This is a genomic window from Micromonospora phaseoli (genome assembly GCF_900109115.1).
Lineage (GTDB): Bacteria > Actinomycetota > Actinomycetes > Mycobacteriales > Micromonosporaceae > Micromonospora > Micromonospora phaseoli.
On record NZ_FNYV01000014.1, the window covers coordinates 1 to 14,736 of the forward strand.

At 72.2% G+C, this 14,736-nt stretch carries 14 protein-coding genes; 6 read left to right on the top strand and 8 right to left on the bottom strand.

What is annotated here, in order from left to right:
* A partial coding sequence (locus BMY89_RS26105) for an alpha/beta fold hydrolase (protein WP_232521556.1) occupies positions 1-329 on the top strand: 329 nt, incomplete at its 5' end.
* A gap of 124 nt (positions 330-453) precedes the next feature.
* Here the strand turns inward: BMY89_RS26105 and BMY89_RS26110 are convergent.
* From BMY89_RS26110 to BMY89_RS26125, 4 genes are all read right to left on the bottom strand, one after another.
* Complete coding sequence (locus BMY89_RS26110; protein ID WP_092382732.1) at positions 454-1,434, bottom strand: asparaginase; 981 nt, start codon at positions 1,432-1,434, stop codon at positions 454-456.
* Positions 1,435-1,508: 74 nt separating this feature from the next.
* Positions 1,509-2,336: a beta-keto acid cleavage family enzyme gene (locus BMY89_RS26115; RefSeq protein ID WP_092382733.1), complete on the bottom strand. Its 828-nt coding sequence runs from the start codon at positions 2,334-2,336 to the stop codon at positions 1,509-1,511.
* Positions 2,337-2,422: 86 nt separating this feature from the next.
* Entirely contained in the window at positions 2,423-3,535 is a 1,113-nt protein-coding gene (gene ygfZ / locus BMY89_RS26120) for a CAF17-like 4Fe-4S cluster assembly/insertion protein YgfZ (protein WP_092382734.1), read from the bottom strand.
* The gene (locus tag BMY89_RS26125; protein WP_092382735.1) at positions 3,532-3,960 is read right to left on the bottom strand and encodes a Fur family transcriptional regulator; all 429 of its coding nucleotides are present in this window, start codon (positions 3,958-3,960) and stop codon (positions 3,532-3,534) included. The genes ygfZ and BMY89_RS26125 overlap by 4 nt, the downstream gene beginning before the upstream one ends.
* 66 nt (positions 3,961-4,026) lie before the next feature.
* On the opposite strand from BMY89_RS26125, the gene BMY89_RS26130 reads away from it, so the two are divergent.
* Entirely contained in the window at positions 4,027-4,875 is an 849-nt protein-coding gene (locus tag BMY89_RS26130; RefSeq protein ID WP_092382736.1) for an aminotransferase class IV, read from the top strand.
* 18 nt (positions 4,876-4,893) lie between these two features.
* On the opposite strand, the gene BMY89_RS26135 is transcribed toward BMY89_RS26130, so the two are convergent.
* Positions 4,894-5,487 (bottom strand): heme-binding beta-barrel domain-containing protein, encoded by a 594-nt coding sequence (locus tag BMY89_RS26135; RefSeq protein ID WP_092382737.1) that lies wholly within the window; start codon positions 5,485-5,487, stop codon positions 4,894-4,896.
* 4 nt (positions 5,488-5,491) lie between these two features.
* A complete protein-coding gene (gene mtfM, locus BMY89_RS31400; protein ID WP_046570768.1) occupies positions 5,492-5,596 on the bottom strand; it encodes a small membrane protein MtfM in 105 nt (34 codons plus the stop codon).
* Positions 5,597-5,619: 23 nt separating this feature from the next.
* On the opposite strand from mtfM, the gene BMY89_RS26140 reads away from it, so the two are divergent.
* The 3 genes from BMY89_RS26140 (at position 5,620) to BMY89_RS26150 (ending at position 8,481) form a co-directional block, all read left to right on the top strand.
* A complete protein-coding gene (locus BMY89_RS26140) occupies positions 5,620-5,982 on the top strand; it encodes a DsrE family protein (protein WP_092382738.1) in 363 nt (120 codons plus the stop codon).
* A 70-nt stretch (positions 5,983-6,052) separates the two neighbouring features.
* Entirely contained in the window at positions 6,053-6,433 is a 381-nt protein-coding gene (locus BMY89_RS26145; protein WP_092382739.1) for an SCP2 sterol-binding domain-containing protein, read from the top strand.
* The gene (locus BMY89_RS26150; protein ID WP_092382851.1) at positions 6,430-8,481 is read left to right on the top strand and encodes an amylo-alpha-1,6-glucosidase; all 2,052 of its coding nucleotides are present in this window, start codon (positions 6,430-6,432) and stop codon (positions 8,479-8,481) included. The genes BMY89_RS26145 and BMY89_RS26150 overlap by 4 nt, the downstream gene beginning before the upstream one ends.
* A gap of 9 nt (positions 8,482-8,490) precedes the next feature.
* On the opposite strand, the gene BMY89_RS26155 is transcribed toward BMY89_RS26150, so the two are convergent.
* Together BMY89_RS26155 and BMY89_RS26160 are read right to left on the bottom strand one after the other, a co-directional pair.
* Positions 8,491-9,351 carry a hypothetical protein gene (locus BMY89_RS26155; RefSeq protein ID WP_092382740.1) on the bottom strand — a complete coding sequence of 287 codons (861 nt, stop codon included), beginning with the start codon at positions 9,349-9,351 and terminating at the stop codon, positions 8,491-8,493.
* Between the two features lie 12 nt (positions 9,352-9,363).
* The gene (locus BMY89_RS26160; protein ID WP_092382741.1) at positions 9,364-9,915 is read right to left on the bottom strand and encodes a winged helix-turn-helix domain-containing protein; all 552 of its coding nucleotides are present in this window, start codon (positions 9,913-9,915) and stop codon (positions 9,364-9,366) included.
* A gap of 295 nt (positions 9,916-10,210) precedes the next feature.
* Between BMY89_RS26160 and BMY89_RS26165 the strand changes: the two genes are divergently transcribed.
* On the top strand, positions 10,211-14,581 hold the full coding sequence (locus tag BMY89_RS26165) for a S8 family serine peptidase (protein WP_175510427.1): 4,371 nt from the start codon (positions 10,211-10,213) through the stop codon (positions 14,579-14,581).
* Positions 14,582-14,736: the final 155 nt, after the last annotated feature.

A 14,736-nucleotide genomic window follows, 5' to 3' on the forward strand; every position in this document is an offset into this window, starting at 1 on the left:
AACGCGACCCGGCGGATGTCGACCCACAGCTGATCACCTTCGCCACCGAGATGGACGAACGTGCGCTCGCCGCCGAACTGGCACTCAGCGCGGTGGACGTCGCGGAGCTCGACCCGCCGGCCGTCGGTCGGCTCGGCGAGCTACGCATGCCCGTACTGGCCGGCGCGGGCGCCGCGGACCTACCCGACATCCGGCAGCTGGCCGACCGCATCGCGGCCGAGGCCCCGCAGGCGACCCGACTGCCCGACGTACCCGACGCCGCCCACCTGCTACCGCTGGAGCGTCCAGCCCCCGTCAACGCCGCCCTACTCGCCTTCCTGCCCCACTGACCCCCTCCCACCGGTCCGGCACCTCCGCCACGCCGCCACCTCCGCGCCGATCTAGGGCCAAGTGTCGTTAGTCGATCTCCAGCCACGACAAGAACCCCTAGATCGGCGCGGAGGTGGCGGACGGCTACCAGAGCGGGCGTACGGCGCCGACCGGTAGGCCGCCGCCGAAGAGCGGCAACTCCGCGAATTCCGCCAGCACCGGCGCGTCGACACCGAGCCGCCGCAGGGCGGAGACCAGCACCGGCATCCGGGCCCGACCCGCGCCGTCGTCGATCTTCAGGGCCACGGCACCGACGCCTGGCAGCGCCGCGGCGATGACACCCTCCGCGCCGACCTTCGCCAGCAGTCCGGGTACGCCACGCATCACCCGGGTGTCGTCGGCCTGCGTACCACCGACGACCTCCGGGTGGGCCCGCATCGCGTCGGCGACCGCGCTCGTCACCGGGTCGCCCTCGGCCCCGACCAGCCGCAGGTACGCGGCGGCCAACCCGGTCAACGACGCGGACAGCACCGGGGCGCCGCACCCGTCCACGCCGACCGCCACCGCCTCCTCGCCGGTGAACTCCTCGACCGTGTCGCGCAGCCACTGCTGGAGCGGGTGCTCCGGTCGCCAGTAGCCGTCCACCGGCCAGCCGGCGGACCGGCAGGTCAGCACCATGCCGGCGTGCTTGCCGGAACAGTTCATCTGGATCCGGGTCGGGCCACCGCCGGCCCGCAGCACCGCCACCCGCGCTTCCTCGCCGACCGGCAGGTCCGGCGGGCAGTGCAGGGCCTCCCCGTCGAGCCCGGCACCGGCGAGCAACCCGGCGACCCGGGCCAGATGAAACTCCTCCCCCGCGTGGCTGGCCGCGACGATGGCCAGGTCGGCGGGCTCGGTCAGCGGCAACCCGGCGCGAAGCATCCCGACGGCCTGCATCGGCTTGTTCGACGAACGGGGAAAGATGGGAGAGGTCACGTCACCCGCGGCGGCCAGCATCGCACCGGCGGCGTCGAGCACCACCACCGAACCGCGGTGCACGCCCTCCACGAAACCGGACCGGACCACCTCGGCGAGCGGTACGCCGCCCTCGTACGTCTTGTCCACGATGTGGACGGTACCGAGCAGCCGGACAGGCCAGACACCGGGGTGAGCAGGGACTCCACCTCGGGGTGTAGAGGGACGTGGGCCGGACCCGCGCCTTACACGCCGAGCAGCTCGCGGGCCTGCCCCGTGTTCAACGGTGGACGTTGGGCGAGCTGGGCGAAGCCGACCGCCCGGGCCACCAGTTGCATGTTCGACTCCACCGGACGGCCCTTGGCGTAGGTCACCGTGTCCTCCATCCCGACCCGCAGGTGACCGCCGGTGGAGAGGGCGGCGAGCAGCACCGGGATGGTGCTACGGCCGATGCCGGTCGCCGAGAAGGTGGTGCCCTCGGGCAGGTCCCGCAGCAGTTGCCGGGCCGCGACGAGCGTCGCCGTGGTGCCCGGCATACCCCCGGGCACCCCCATCACGAAGTCGACGTGCACGTGACCGCCGTGTGGCAGGCCGTACGTGCCCAGCAGGCGCTGCAACGCGGTCAGCTGGCCGAGGTCGAAGATCTCGTACTCCGGAACGATGCCCCGTTCCTGCATCCGGGTGTGCAGGTCGACGATGAACTCCCAGCGGTTGAGGAAGACGTCGTTGCCGAAGTTGACCGTACCCATCGTGCAGGAGGCCATGTCCGGCCCCGCGTCCAGCACGGCGAGACGGTCGGCCTCCGGGTCGGTGACCGCGCCTCCGGTGGAGAGCTGCACGATCAGGTCGGTGTTCTCCCGCAGCGCCGCCACGGTCGCCCGGAGCCGCCCCTGGTCGAGCGTGGGCCGCGCCTCGTCGTCCCGGACATGGACGTGGATCACGGAAGCGCCCAGCGCCTCGCACTCCTTGGCCGTGAGCACCAGCTCGTCGAGGGTCACCGGCAGCGCCGGCACCTCCGACTTGGCCGACTCCGCACCGGTGGGGGCAACCGTGATCAACGTCCCTGTCGTCATGCCGGCGATCCTAGAGCGCCCGGTCCGGCCACCGGTGTTAACGGGGGGCCCGTCCTCTACCTCAGGCGTTAACAGGGGGCCCTTCCTTACCTGGGGTCGATGGCGGCGGCGCTGTCGCCGACCCGGAGGGTGGCGTCGTCGGGCACCGAACGCTTGACCACGGCGAGCGCGATCTGGCCCAGTTCGTAGTGGTGCACGGCGGTGCCGACGAAGCCGACCGTCCGACCGTCCAGGGTGACCGGGGTACCGGCGGCCGGGAGCTGGTCGGTGGTGACGCCGTCGAGGTGCAGCAGGACCAGCCGGCGCGGCGGGCGGCCCATGTTGTGTACCCGGGCGACCGTCTCCTGTCCCCGGTAGCAGCCCTTGTCCAGGTGCACTGCCGCAGCGATCAGGTCCACCTCGGCGGGAATGGTCCGGTGGTCGGTGTCGACACCGACCCGGGCCCGACGGGCGGCCACCCGCATCGCCTCGTACGCCCACAATCCGACCGGTGGCACGCCGTTGGCGCGCAGCTGCGTGACCACCTGGTCCATCGCGGCCCGGGGTACCAGCAGGTCCACGCCCAGCGGGACGCGGCGGGCCCAGCCACCCACCGGCAGCGGCTGCACGTCGTAGCGGGCGGTCGGGCGCGACGGCACCTCACCCGACCGGAACTTGGGGCCGGGCAGCCCGACGACGTCGGGTTCGGCGAGCGCCGGCACGTCCAGCACGGCCACCGCCTCGGCCGCCTTCGGCCCGACCAGCGACAACAATGCGTGCTCGGCGGTGGCGTCGCGGGGGTCGACCTGGCTGAAGAAGCGCATCTTCTCCAGGTAGGTCAGCAGCCTCTCGGTTGCCCCCGGCTCGGTGTCCAGCCAGGTGGTGACGCCGTCCTCGGCGACCATGGCGTGCTGTTCGAGGTGGCCGTGCGGTGAGAGCACCAGCAGCTCGGTGCCCTGCCACGGGCTCAGCTCGGCCAGGTGCTGGGTGGTGAGGGTGTGCAGCCAGGAGATGCGCTCCGCGCCGGGCACCGCGACGACGCCCCGGTGCGAGCGGTCCACGAGACCGGCCTCGGTGTCCAGCTGACGCTGCTCGCGCATCGGGTCGCCGTAGTGCGCGGCCACGCCCCGCACCCCGGCGGCGGCGTGGGCCGGCTCCGGCTGGTCCCGGCTGGCCTCGTCGATGCTCTCCACGGCCACCGCGCCCGCGATGTCGATCATTTCTGGTCCCCGTCCCCGCAACGTTCACACACGCCGAAGAAGGAGACATGGCCGATGTCCACCCGGAAGCCCCGCTCGCCGGCCAGCTGGTCGGCCAGCGGGCGCAGCAGCTCGGGATCCATCTCGTCGATCGCGCCGCACTCCCGGCAGACCAGGTGTACGTGCTGGTCCTCACCAGCGGCGTGATAGGTCGGTGACCCGTGCGAGAGGTGGGTGTGGGTGACCAGGCCGAGCCGCTCCAGCAGCTCCAGCGTGCGATAGATGGTGGTGATGTTGACACCGGCGGCGACCTCGCGGACCGCCGTGTGTACCTGCTCAGGGGTGGCGTGCCCCAGGTCCAGCACCGCCTGGAGGATCAGCTGTCGCTGCGCCGTCAGCCGCAGGCCACGGGCGCGGAGCAGTTCCGCGAGGGAGGATTCGGACACCCTCCGATCATAGTTCGGAAATCCACGCGCCTACCGCGCGGCAGGAACGCACTATGCTCGGCCCTCATGGTGGCCTCGCGGATCGGCGTCCTGGGGCGGGGGCTGCTGCCGGCCGGCGAACCGGTGCTGCGCGGCGACGACCTCGGCGTACTGCGCGGCGACGGACTGTTCGAGACCATGCACCTCCGCGACGGACGCCCCTGGCTGTGCCGGGAACACCTGGCCCGGCTGCGGGCCGGCGCCGCGGCCGTGGAGCTGACCGTGCCGGCCGACGAGGCCCTGGTCGAGCTGCTCGACGAGGTCGCCGCCGGCTGGCCAGCCGAGGTGGAAGGTGCGCTGCGTCTGGTCTGCACCCGAGGGCCGGAAGGGGGCGGCCCGCCCACCGTCTACGCCACCCTGGCGGCGGTCCCCCCGGCGGCCCGACAGGCCCGACGCGACGGAGTGGGCGTGGCCACCCTGTCGTTGGGCGTGCCCGCCGAGGCCCGGCCGGAGCTGGACTGGCTCCCGGTGGGCATCAAATCCACGTCCTACGGGGCGAGCAGCGCGGCCCGGCGCTGGGCTGCCCGGGCGGGCGTGGACGACGTGCTGTGGGTCTCCTCTGACGGGTACGCCCTGGAGGGGCCGACCGCCAACCTGGTCTGGCTGGCCGGCGACACGCTGTGCACCGTGCCGGCCGGGCGCACCGGCATCCTGCCCGGCACCACCGTCGCCTGGCTGCTCGCCCATGCCGTCGAGGTCGGCTGGGCCGCCGCCGAACGCATGGTCACCACGACCGGGCTGCGCGACGCCGACGGCGTCTGGCTCACCTCGTCGGTACGCGGCCTGGTGCCGGTGCACACCCTCGACGGCGTGCCGCTGCGCCGCAACCCGCGCACCCGTGCGCTACAGGATCTGCTGGGCTTCCCGCATCCGTGACCTGCCCCGGTCGACGGGTCAGCCGGCGACCCGGGTCAGCCGGGCGGACAGGTGCGGAGACAGTGGTTGACCGACGGCAGCCATGTCCTGGGCGTAGAGCAGCGCCCCCTCGACGATGCCGAAGAGGCGGTGACCGGCGGTGACCTCCTTGGCGGTGGCGCTGCGCACCACGGCGTCGCTGACGAACTCCAGCTGGGTGCCCTTGCGCCGGCCGATGTGCAGCTCCATCACTCCCGTGGGGGTGGTGAACAGGGCTTCCAGTTCGTCGGTGGCCCGGTCGCCGTCCAGCACCGGCCGCCACCAGCCGACCTCCCGGCCCGCCGGCCGCACCGGCCGGCTCTGCTCGTCGAGGATCCACGCCCGCGACTCGTAGTGCAGGAACGGCCGGCCGTCGTGGCTGATCCGGATCTCCTGGGCGAAGTCGAAGTCCTCGATGGTGGGAAAGCCGCCCCGACCCCGGCCCCGCCACACCCCGATGTACGGCAGCAGGCCGTCCAGCGTGGGATGCAGCTTCGGGCCGACCCGCAGGTCGTGGCTCTCCTCGAAGGGATACGGCTCCACCGGCGGCGCGTTGAGCCAGGGCGGCGGCGCCAGCGGATTCTCGTCACTCACCGGATCACCATTTGCCTCTCGAGATGCGGACAGCCAGGTAGACCAGGCCACCGGCGAGGGCGCCCAGGCCGGCGACCAGCAGGCTGACGAACCCGATCTCGGTGACCATCCGGGTCATCCTATGCTGGCGACATGGCCCGTACTCTCGTCGTCAAGGCCACCGCTGGCGCCGACGCGCCGGAGCGGTGCGCCCAGGCCTTCACCGTGGCGGCCACCGCCGCCGCCGCCGGAGTGCCCGTATCACTCTGGCTGACCGGCGAATCGACCTGGTTCGCCCTGCCCGGCCGGGCACAGGACTTCGAGTTGCCGCACTCGGCGCCACTGGCCGAGCTGCTGCACGTGATCCTCACCACCGGCACCGTGACCGCCTGTACCCAGTGCGCCGCCCGCCGGGACATCGGCTCCGGCGACGTGCTCCCCGGCGTACGGATCGCCGGTGCTGCCGTCTTCGTCGAGGAGACGATGGCAGAAGGAGCCCAGGCGCTCGTCTACTGAGTCGCGGAACAGTGAACGGCAAGGCGGCGGAACCCGCCCGACAAGTCGGGCCAATGCCTACGATTCGGATGTGACCGAGGCGATCCAACAGTTCTTCGCGACCCTGCCGGCCCGCGCCCCGGAGGTCCTACGCGGCCCGGTCGGAGGAACCCTGCGGATCGACCTGTCCGACGGTCACCGCACCGAGCACTGGATCGTCCGGATGCGCCCAGGTACGGCCGAGGTCAGCCAGGGTCCGGAGCACGCCGACGCCGTCTGGTACTGCGGGGTGGACACGTTCGAGCGGCTGGTCACCGGCCGGACGCAAGCCATCGCGGCGTTGTTCCGCAACGAGAGCACCTACAGCGGGAACGTGGTCGTGTTCCTCGCCTTCCGACGCTTCCTGCCATCCCCACCCAGCACCCGGGACCCGCGCGAGGTGGCCCGTGAGCATGCCAGGTGGACGCGGTGAAGCAGCTGGTCAGCATTCTCGACGGCAACACCTTCGTGGTCAGCGACCGGCGCGGCGACATCGAACCGGCACTCGACTTCCCCACCGGCCTGTTCTCCTTCGACACCCGGTTCCTCTCCACCTGGCGGCTGCTGCTCGACGGCGAACGGCTGCACGCGCTCTCCATCGACGACACGGAGTCGTTCCGGACCCGCTACTTCCTGGTCCCCGGAGAGCCGAGCCACTACCTGGACGCCAAGGTCTCGGTGATCAGGAGCCGGGCGATCGGCGGCAGCCTGGAGGAGGAGCTGACCGTGCTCAACCACTCCGGGCAGGAGATGGCGTTCACCGTCCGGATGGAGATGGCCGCGGATTTCGCCGACCTCTTCGAGATCAAGGACACCCAGCGCAAGAACGGCCACAACACCGCCGCCCCCGGCGAGGACACGTTGCGGTTGAACTACCGGCGGGACGCGTTCCACCGCGAGACGGTGATCAACAGCAGCGCGCCCGCCCAGGTCGACCGGAAGGGGATGACCTTCCCTGTCCAGATCGGGCCACACGGCGAGTGGACCACCCGCCTGACGGTCACCACCATGATCTACGGTGCCCGTGGCGAGGACATCCGTACCCTGCTGCCGTACTCCGGCAACCGGACCGTCGCGGCCATCGAGGTCGAACACGCCGACTTCGTCGCCAGGGCGCCGAAGCTGGGCTGTGACTACCAGCCACTCGCCGGGGCCTACCAGCGCAGCCTCAGCGACCTGGCCGCGCTGCGGTACGAGTCGATCGCGCTCGGCGTCCGCCTGATGGCCGCCGGTCTGCCCTGGTTCATGACGCTGTTCGGCCGGGACAGCATCATCACCTCGCTCCAGGTGCTGCCGTTCCTGCCGGAGCTGATCCCGCCGACGTTGACCATGCTGGCCGGGCTTCAGGGTCACCGGTTGGACGACTTCCGCGACGAGGATCCGGGAAAGATCCTGCACGAGCTGCGCTACGGCGAGACCGCCGGCTTCGAGGAGCAGCCCCATTCGCCCTACTACGGCGCGGCCGACTCGACTCCGCTGTTCGTGGTCCTGCTCGACGAGTACGAGCGGTGGACCGGTGACGTCGAGATGGTCAAGAAGCTCGAGTTCCCCGTCCGGGCGGCCCTGGCCTGGATCGACACCTACGGCGACCTGCTTGGCACCGGATACCTCTGGTATCAGACCCGGAACCCGAAATCCGGCCTGGAGAACCAGTGCTGGAAGGACTCGTGGGACGCGATCTCCTACTCCGACGGCCGGCTACCGAGCTTCCCCCGGGCCACCTGCGAGTTGCAGGGCTACGCCTACGACGCCAAGCTGCGCGGCGCCCGGATGGCCCGCCTGTTCTGGAACGACCCGCAGTACGCCGAACAGTTGGAACGGGAGGCGGCCGAGCTCAAGGAGCGGTTCAACCGGGACTTCTGGCTGCCGGACAAGGAGTACTACGCGCTGGCCCTGGACTCCGACGGGACCCCGGTGGACGCGCTCAGCTCCAACATCGGACACCTGCTCTGGAGCGGCATCGTCGACGAGTCCCGAGCCAAGCGGATCGCCCAACACCTGCTCGGCCCCCGGCTCTTCTCCGGTTGGGGCGTCCGGACGCTCGCCGACGACCAGGGGCGCTACAACCCGATCGGCTACCACGTCGGCACCGTCTGGCCGTTCGACAACTCGATCATCGCCTGGGGATTGTGGAAGTACGGCTTCCGGGAGGAGGCGGGGCAGATCTGCGAGGCGGTGCTGGGGGCCTCCCGCTACTTCGAGGGCCGGCTGCCGGAGGTGTTCGCCGGCTACGAGCGCGACCTCACCGAGTACCCGGTGCAGTATCCGACGGCGTGCAGCCCGCAGGCCTGGTCGGCGGGAGCTCCGCTGTTGCTGCTGCGGGTCATCCTGGGGCTCGAACCGCAGGGCGAGCACCTGATCATCGACCCGTACGTGCCGTCCGGCATGGGTCGGGTGGAGCTGCTGGACATCCCCGGCCGGTGGGGCCGGGTGGACGCGCTGGGGCGCAGCCGCGAGGACCAGGCCAACCGGCAGGAGTGACGGGGAGGATCAGCCGGCGCAGCCGGTGGTCGCGGAGAGCAGGATCGGGTCCTGCTCCAGGTCGGCCAGCACCGCCACGCCGTCGCGTCGGTAGGCGTACAGCTCAGGGGTGGCCACCACCGGCGTGCCGACCGCCAGCGGCGCGAGCGCGGCCGGCGGCGACGTGCTGGCCGAGCCGGCGGCGGACCGGACGGTACGGGCGGCCCCGCCGTTGGGGCAGGGCGCGCTCACCACCGCTTGCCGGTCAGTGGCCGGGCTGCCGAGGGCACCCAACGCCTCGGCCAGTGCGCTGGCCTCCGGCCCATCGGGGCCGGTCGCGTCGCCCGGGTAACCGTCGCCGACCGGGCGGCACCCGGTGTCCACGGTCAACCGCAGCCGCCCGTCCGCCACCACCCGGCCCGCCACGGTGACGAACTCGCCCGCATCGGCGCGCAGCCGCGGACCGTCGGGGGTGAGCCGGACGCCGGCCCGCCACCGCGCCGGCAGCCGATCGGCGACCTGTTCCAGCAGGACCCGCTCCTCGCCCACCGGTACGGCCACCTCCACCGCGCGTACCAGCGTCGCGCCCTCGGCGAACGGGCTGATCCGGCAGCCCCGGTCGACCTCGGGCGGAGCCAGCGCAGGTACGCCCGCGTCGGAGGCCGCGACCAGTTCGCCGATCGCGCCGTCCACCAGCGGACCGGCCTGCGACAGGGTGCGTTGCTCACGGACGGTCGGCGGATCGTCCCGCGCCGAGACCCAGGTGAAGCCGGCGAGCAGCACCGTCCAGGCCACGGTCGCCACGATCAACCAACGCGGCCACCCGGAACCGGAAGCCGGTGGCCGGGGACCTGTCGGTGGGGCGTACCCCGTGTGGACCGTGCTGCTCACCCGGTCATGGTGTCACGCGTGCTCCGGCGTCCCGCCGGGACGCCCGTCCGGATGCCCGTCGGCTGCCTCCGGCGGCGCGGCCAGTCGGTAGCCGACGCCGCGGACGGTCTGCACCTGCGGCCCCCCGGGCAGCATCCGTAGCTTGCGGCGCAGCCGCTTGATCGCCGAGTGCAGGATCGCGGTGTCACCCAGATAGGCGCCACCCCAGACGGAGGCGAAGAGCCGCTCGTAGCTCCACAGCGTGATCGGCGCGCTGACCAACCGGGCGAGCAGGTCCCGCTCGGTACGCGTCAGCCCCAGTGGCACACCTCGCCAGGTGACCAGGTGCCCGGTTCCGTCGACCACCAACTCCCCCCAGCTGGCCGGCCGTTGCGCCGGACGCCCCGCCGGCTCACCGCCCGGAACACCGGCATCGACCGTCGGGGCCGGGAACATCGCCCGAAGCTGGGCGAGGTCGGCGCAGATCAACACCGGCCCCACCCCGTCGAGCCGCTGCACCACCCGCTGCCGGACGGTGGCGTCGGAGCTGACGCAGACCAGAATCGGGATCTCTCCACCGGACACGATGCCTCCCCGAGCGCACCGCACTGACCTGCGACTTCCCACCAATCGCCAAAGACGGTCACCGATGTCGCCTGGTTTTCAGCCTAACGGTCAGAATCGCGTCTCGTCACTGACCGAGTACTGACCGACGCCGTCCATTGATCACCGACTCTCGGGGCAAGAGCATGACTCTCAGCGGGCGGGCGCCACCACCACCGGCCACCCACATCGTCCCGACCGCTCCGCGACGTCGCAGCCCGGCGCGCGGATGTCCGGGCCCCGAACGGATCGGGACCGACGACGTGGGGGAGGAACATTGTTCACACGACCATCCAGCCGCTCGCCACGGTGGCGGGCGGTGGCGGTGCTGACCGCCGCTGTCCTGGGCCTGACCGCCCAGCCGGCGGTCGCCGCACCGGCCGCACAGCCGGCCACGCACCGGGCCACCGTCGACCCGCAACTGCTCGACCAGTTCGGTACCGCGTCCACCGCCACGTTCCTGGTCTACCTCGCCGAGACCGCACCGCTCGCGTCGGCCGGCAAGCTGCCCGAGCCCGACGCACGGGCCCGTGAGGTGCACCGGCTGCTCACCACCACGGCCACCCGCACCCAGCGCGACCTGCGGACGATGCTCGATGAGCGGAAGGTCCCGCACACCGCCTACTGGATCGCCAACGCGCTCCGGGTCGAGGGCGACAAGGCGCTGGTCGAGGAGATCGCCGGCCGGCCCGAGGTGGCCCGGATCGTGCCGAGCCGCAGCTACCCCCTGGTGCTGCCGACCGCCGCCGAGACGACCCGGGCACGCGCCGCCGCGATCGAGTGGGGACTGACCAACATCGGCGCACCCCAGGTGTGGGACGAATTCGGTGACCGGGGCGAAGGCGTCGTGGTGGCCAACATCGACAGCGGCGTGCGGTACGACCATGCCGCGCTGGTCGGTTCCTACCGTGGCAACCTCGGGGGCAGCTTCGACCACGCGTACAACTGGTTCGATCCGGCCGGCGTCTGCGCCGGCGTCGCGCCCTGCGACAACAACGACCACGGCACCCACACGATGGGCACCATGGTCGGCGACGACGGCGCCGGCAACCAGATCGGCGTCGCCCCGGGCGCGAAGTGGATCGCCGCCAAGGGTTGCGAGTCGAACAACTGCTCCGACGCCTCCCTGCTCGCCGCCGGCCAGTGGGTGCTCGCCCCCACCGACGCCAACGGCCAGAACCCACGGCCGGACCTGCGCCCCGACATCGTCAACAACTCCTGGGGCGGCGACGGGGACGACCCCTGGTACCAGCAGACCGTCGCCGCCTGGCGGGCCGCCGGCATGTTCCCGGTCTTCTCTTCCGGCAATGACGGCCCGGCCTGCGGCAGCGCCGGCTCGCCCGGCGACAACGCCAACGCGTACGCGGTCGGCGCGTACGACGTGAACAACAACATCGCCGGCTTCTCCGGCCGGGGCTCCGGCACCGACCTGATCAAGCCGAACATCGCCGCGCCCGGCAGCAGTGTCCGCTCCAGCGTCCGCAACGGGGGGTACGCCTCGTTCAGCGGCACCTCGATGGCGGCACCGCACGTGGCCGGCGCGGTGGCGCTGGTCTGGGCAGCGGCGCCGAGCCTGCGCGGGGACATCGCCGGCACGGAGGAGCTGCTGGACCGGACGGCCCGCGACGTCGACGCCACCACCTGCGGCGGCACCCCGGCCGACAACAACGTCTTCGGCGAAGGGCGGCTCGACGCGTACGCGGCGGTGCGGGACGCGCCCCGGGGCCCGGTCGGCCGGCTCACCGGCGTGGTCACCGACGCCGCCGACGGCGACCCGCTCGCCGGGGCGACCGTGACCGACGGTACCCGCAGCGCCAGCACCGGGGCCGACGGGCGGTACGCGCTGAGCGTGCCCGCCGGCGAGGCCACCCTGACGGCGAGCGCGTACGGCTACGCCGGCCAGTCGGCGACCGTCACGGTGCCCGAGGACGGCACCGTCACCCGGGACTTCGCCCTGGTGGAGACCCCGACGGTCACGGTGAAGGGCAAGATCACCGACGGCTCCGGGCATGGTTGGCCGCTGTACGCCAAGGTCGAGGTGTCCGGCCGGCCCGGCGATCCGGTCTTCACCGACCCGGTCACCGGCCGCTACTCCTTCGCCGTGCCGGGCAACACCTCGTACCAGCTCACCGTCACCGCCCGATACCCGGGCTACCGGACCGTCACCCGGGAGGTGGCGGTAGGCGGCGGCGACACCACGGCCAACGTGGCGGTACCCGTCGACGCGGCCTGCTCCGCCGCCGGCTACACCGGGCAGTTCGGCACGCCGCTGCTGACCCAGAGTTTCGACGGCACGAGCGCGCCGCCGGGCTGGACGGTGACGAACCGGACCACCTCCGGCGGGTGGGTCTTCAACGACCTCCGCAGCCGAGGGAACCTCACCGGCGGCTCCGGTGGCTTCGCCATCATCGACAGCGACGCCCTCGGCTCCGGCAACACCCAGGACACCGACCTGGTCGCCCCGCCGCTGGACCTGTCCGGGGCCGCCGCGCCGGTGCTGCGGTTCCGTAGCGACTGGCGGGCGGTCGGGATCACCGACACCGCCGACATCGACGTCTCCACCGACGCGGGCGCCACCTGGACCAACGTCTGGCACCAGACGGCCAGCCGGCGCGGTCCCCGGGTCGAGGAGGTGCCGTTGACCCCGGCCGCGAACGCCTCATCCGCGCTGGTCCGCTTCCGCTTCAAGGGCACCTTCGCCTGGTGGTGGCAGGTGGACGACGTCGAGGTGGTCAACCGTGACTGCTCGCCGGTGCCCGGCGGGCTGGTGGTCGGCACCACCACCGACCGCAACACCGACACCCCGCTGAACGGGGTGACGGTGGTCAGCGACGACCGGCCGGCGGACCGGGCGGTGTCGGCGGCCACGCCGGAGGACCCGGCCGAGCCGGACGGCTTCTACTGGCTCTTCTCCGGCCTGACCGGCGCTCACCCGTTCACCGCCAGCCGCACCCCGTACCAGCCGGCCACCAAGGACGTCGCGGTGGCAGCCGACGGGGTGAAGCGGGCCAACTTCGCGCTCGGTGCCGGGCGGCTGACCGTCAGCCCGACGACCATCGAGTCGCACCAGCCCTACGGCAGCACCCGCACCACCCGGGTGACCGTGCGCAACAGCGGCACCGCACCGGCCACCGTTGACCTGCTGGAACGCTCGGGCCAGTTCGAGCTGCTCAAGCAGGACGGCGCACCGCTGCGCGAGCAGAAGATGAAGGGGATCAGCAAGGAACGCACCGGCATCGCGTACGGCGGGGCGGCAGCGGACGCGGCCATCGCCGCCGACGACGCGTGGGCTCAGATCGCCCGGCTGCCCGCGTCGATCTACGACAACGCGGCAGCCTGGCTGGACGGCAAGGTCTACTCGGTCGGCGGTGGCGGTAGCACCGGCAACGAGCGCAAGGCCTGGGCGTACGACCCGGATGCCGACGCCTGGACGGCCCTGCCCGACCTGCCGACGGTCCGGTCGAAGCCGACCGCGGCGGCGATCGACGGCAAGCTCTACGTGATCGGCGGTTGGTCGAGCAGCGGCACCAACGCCACGGTCGACGTCTTCGACCCGGCCGCCGGAACGTGGAGCACCCTGCCGGGGGTGACCAACCCGACGCCGGTCGCCGCGGCCGGCGCGGCGGTGCTCGGCGGGAAGGTCTATCTGGTCGGCGGCTGCGCCGATTCGACCTGCACCGACACCGACCGGCTGGTGGTGTTCGACGCGGCGACGGGCGCGTTCAGCACCGGAGCCGCGTACCCGCACCCGGTGTCGTGGCTCTCCTGCGGTGGGATCGGCGCGGCGGTCTACTGCGCCGGCGGCTTGGGCAGCACCGAGTACACCGACGCCTACCGCTACGATCCGGCCTCCGACAGTTGGAGTCCACTGCCGGCGATGCCGCTGGATCTGTGGGGCTCCCAGTACACGGCGGCCGGCGGACTGCTGGTGCTGGCCGGCGGCGTGACCGCCGGGTCGACGGCGGTCACCAACCGCACCATCGGCTTCGACCCGGCCACCGGTGCGTGGCGTGACCTGCCCAACGCCCAGTTCGGCCGGTACCGGGGCGCCGCCGCCTGCGGTGCGTACAAGATCGGCGGTTCGCCCAGCTCCTTCGTGGGCTCGGCGGAGAGCGAGCGGCTCGGTGGCCTGGGGCTCTGCGCAGCCGAGGCGGATCTGCCATGGCTGGGTAGTTCACCGACCACCTTCACCCTCGCCCCGGGGGCGTCGCGGACGGTGACTGTCACTCTCACCGCCACCGCGGCGGCGGGGGTCGTCCAGCCGGGCCGGTACGCCGGCGAGCTGGCCATCGCCTCGGACAGCCCGTACCCGGTGACCCCGGTGTCGGTGGAGATGAACGTGTCTCCGCCGGCGAACTGGGGCAAGATCCAGGGCACCGTCACCGGCACCACCTGCGGCGGTGTGACGGTGGGCATTCCGGCGATCGTCCGGGTGAACCTGATCTCGGCCGGCACCGGCACCACGCTGACGGCCGAAGCCAACGGCAGGTACGCCTGGTGGCTGCCGAAGGGCCGCTACGAGGTGATCGTGGCCAAGGACGGCTGGGTGCCGCAGGTGCGGCGCCACCAGATCGAGGCGGGCATCGTCGGCACCCTCGACTTCGCCCTGGATCCGATCTCCACCTGCACCAGAGCAACCGGCATCTGACCCTCCAGAGCGAGTGGGGCGTCGGTCCTTCGTCGGACCGGCGCCCCACTTCACCGCTCGTCGCTTTCCGCTTGCCGGGTGGTCTTCGCCGGACACGGCTCGTGGCCCGGATCCCCCACAGAGGGACGCGGGCCACGAGGCCGATCAGGGCCTGG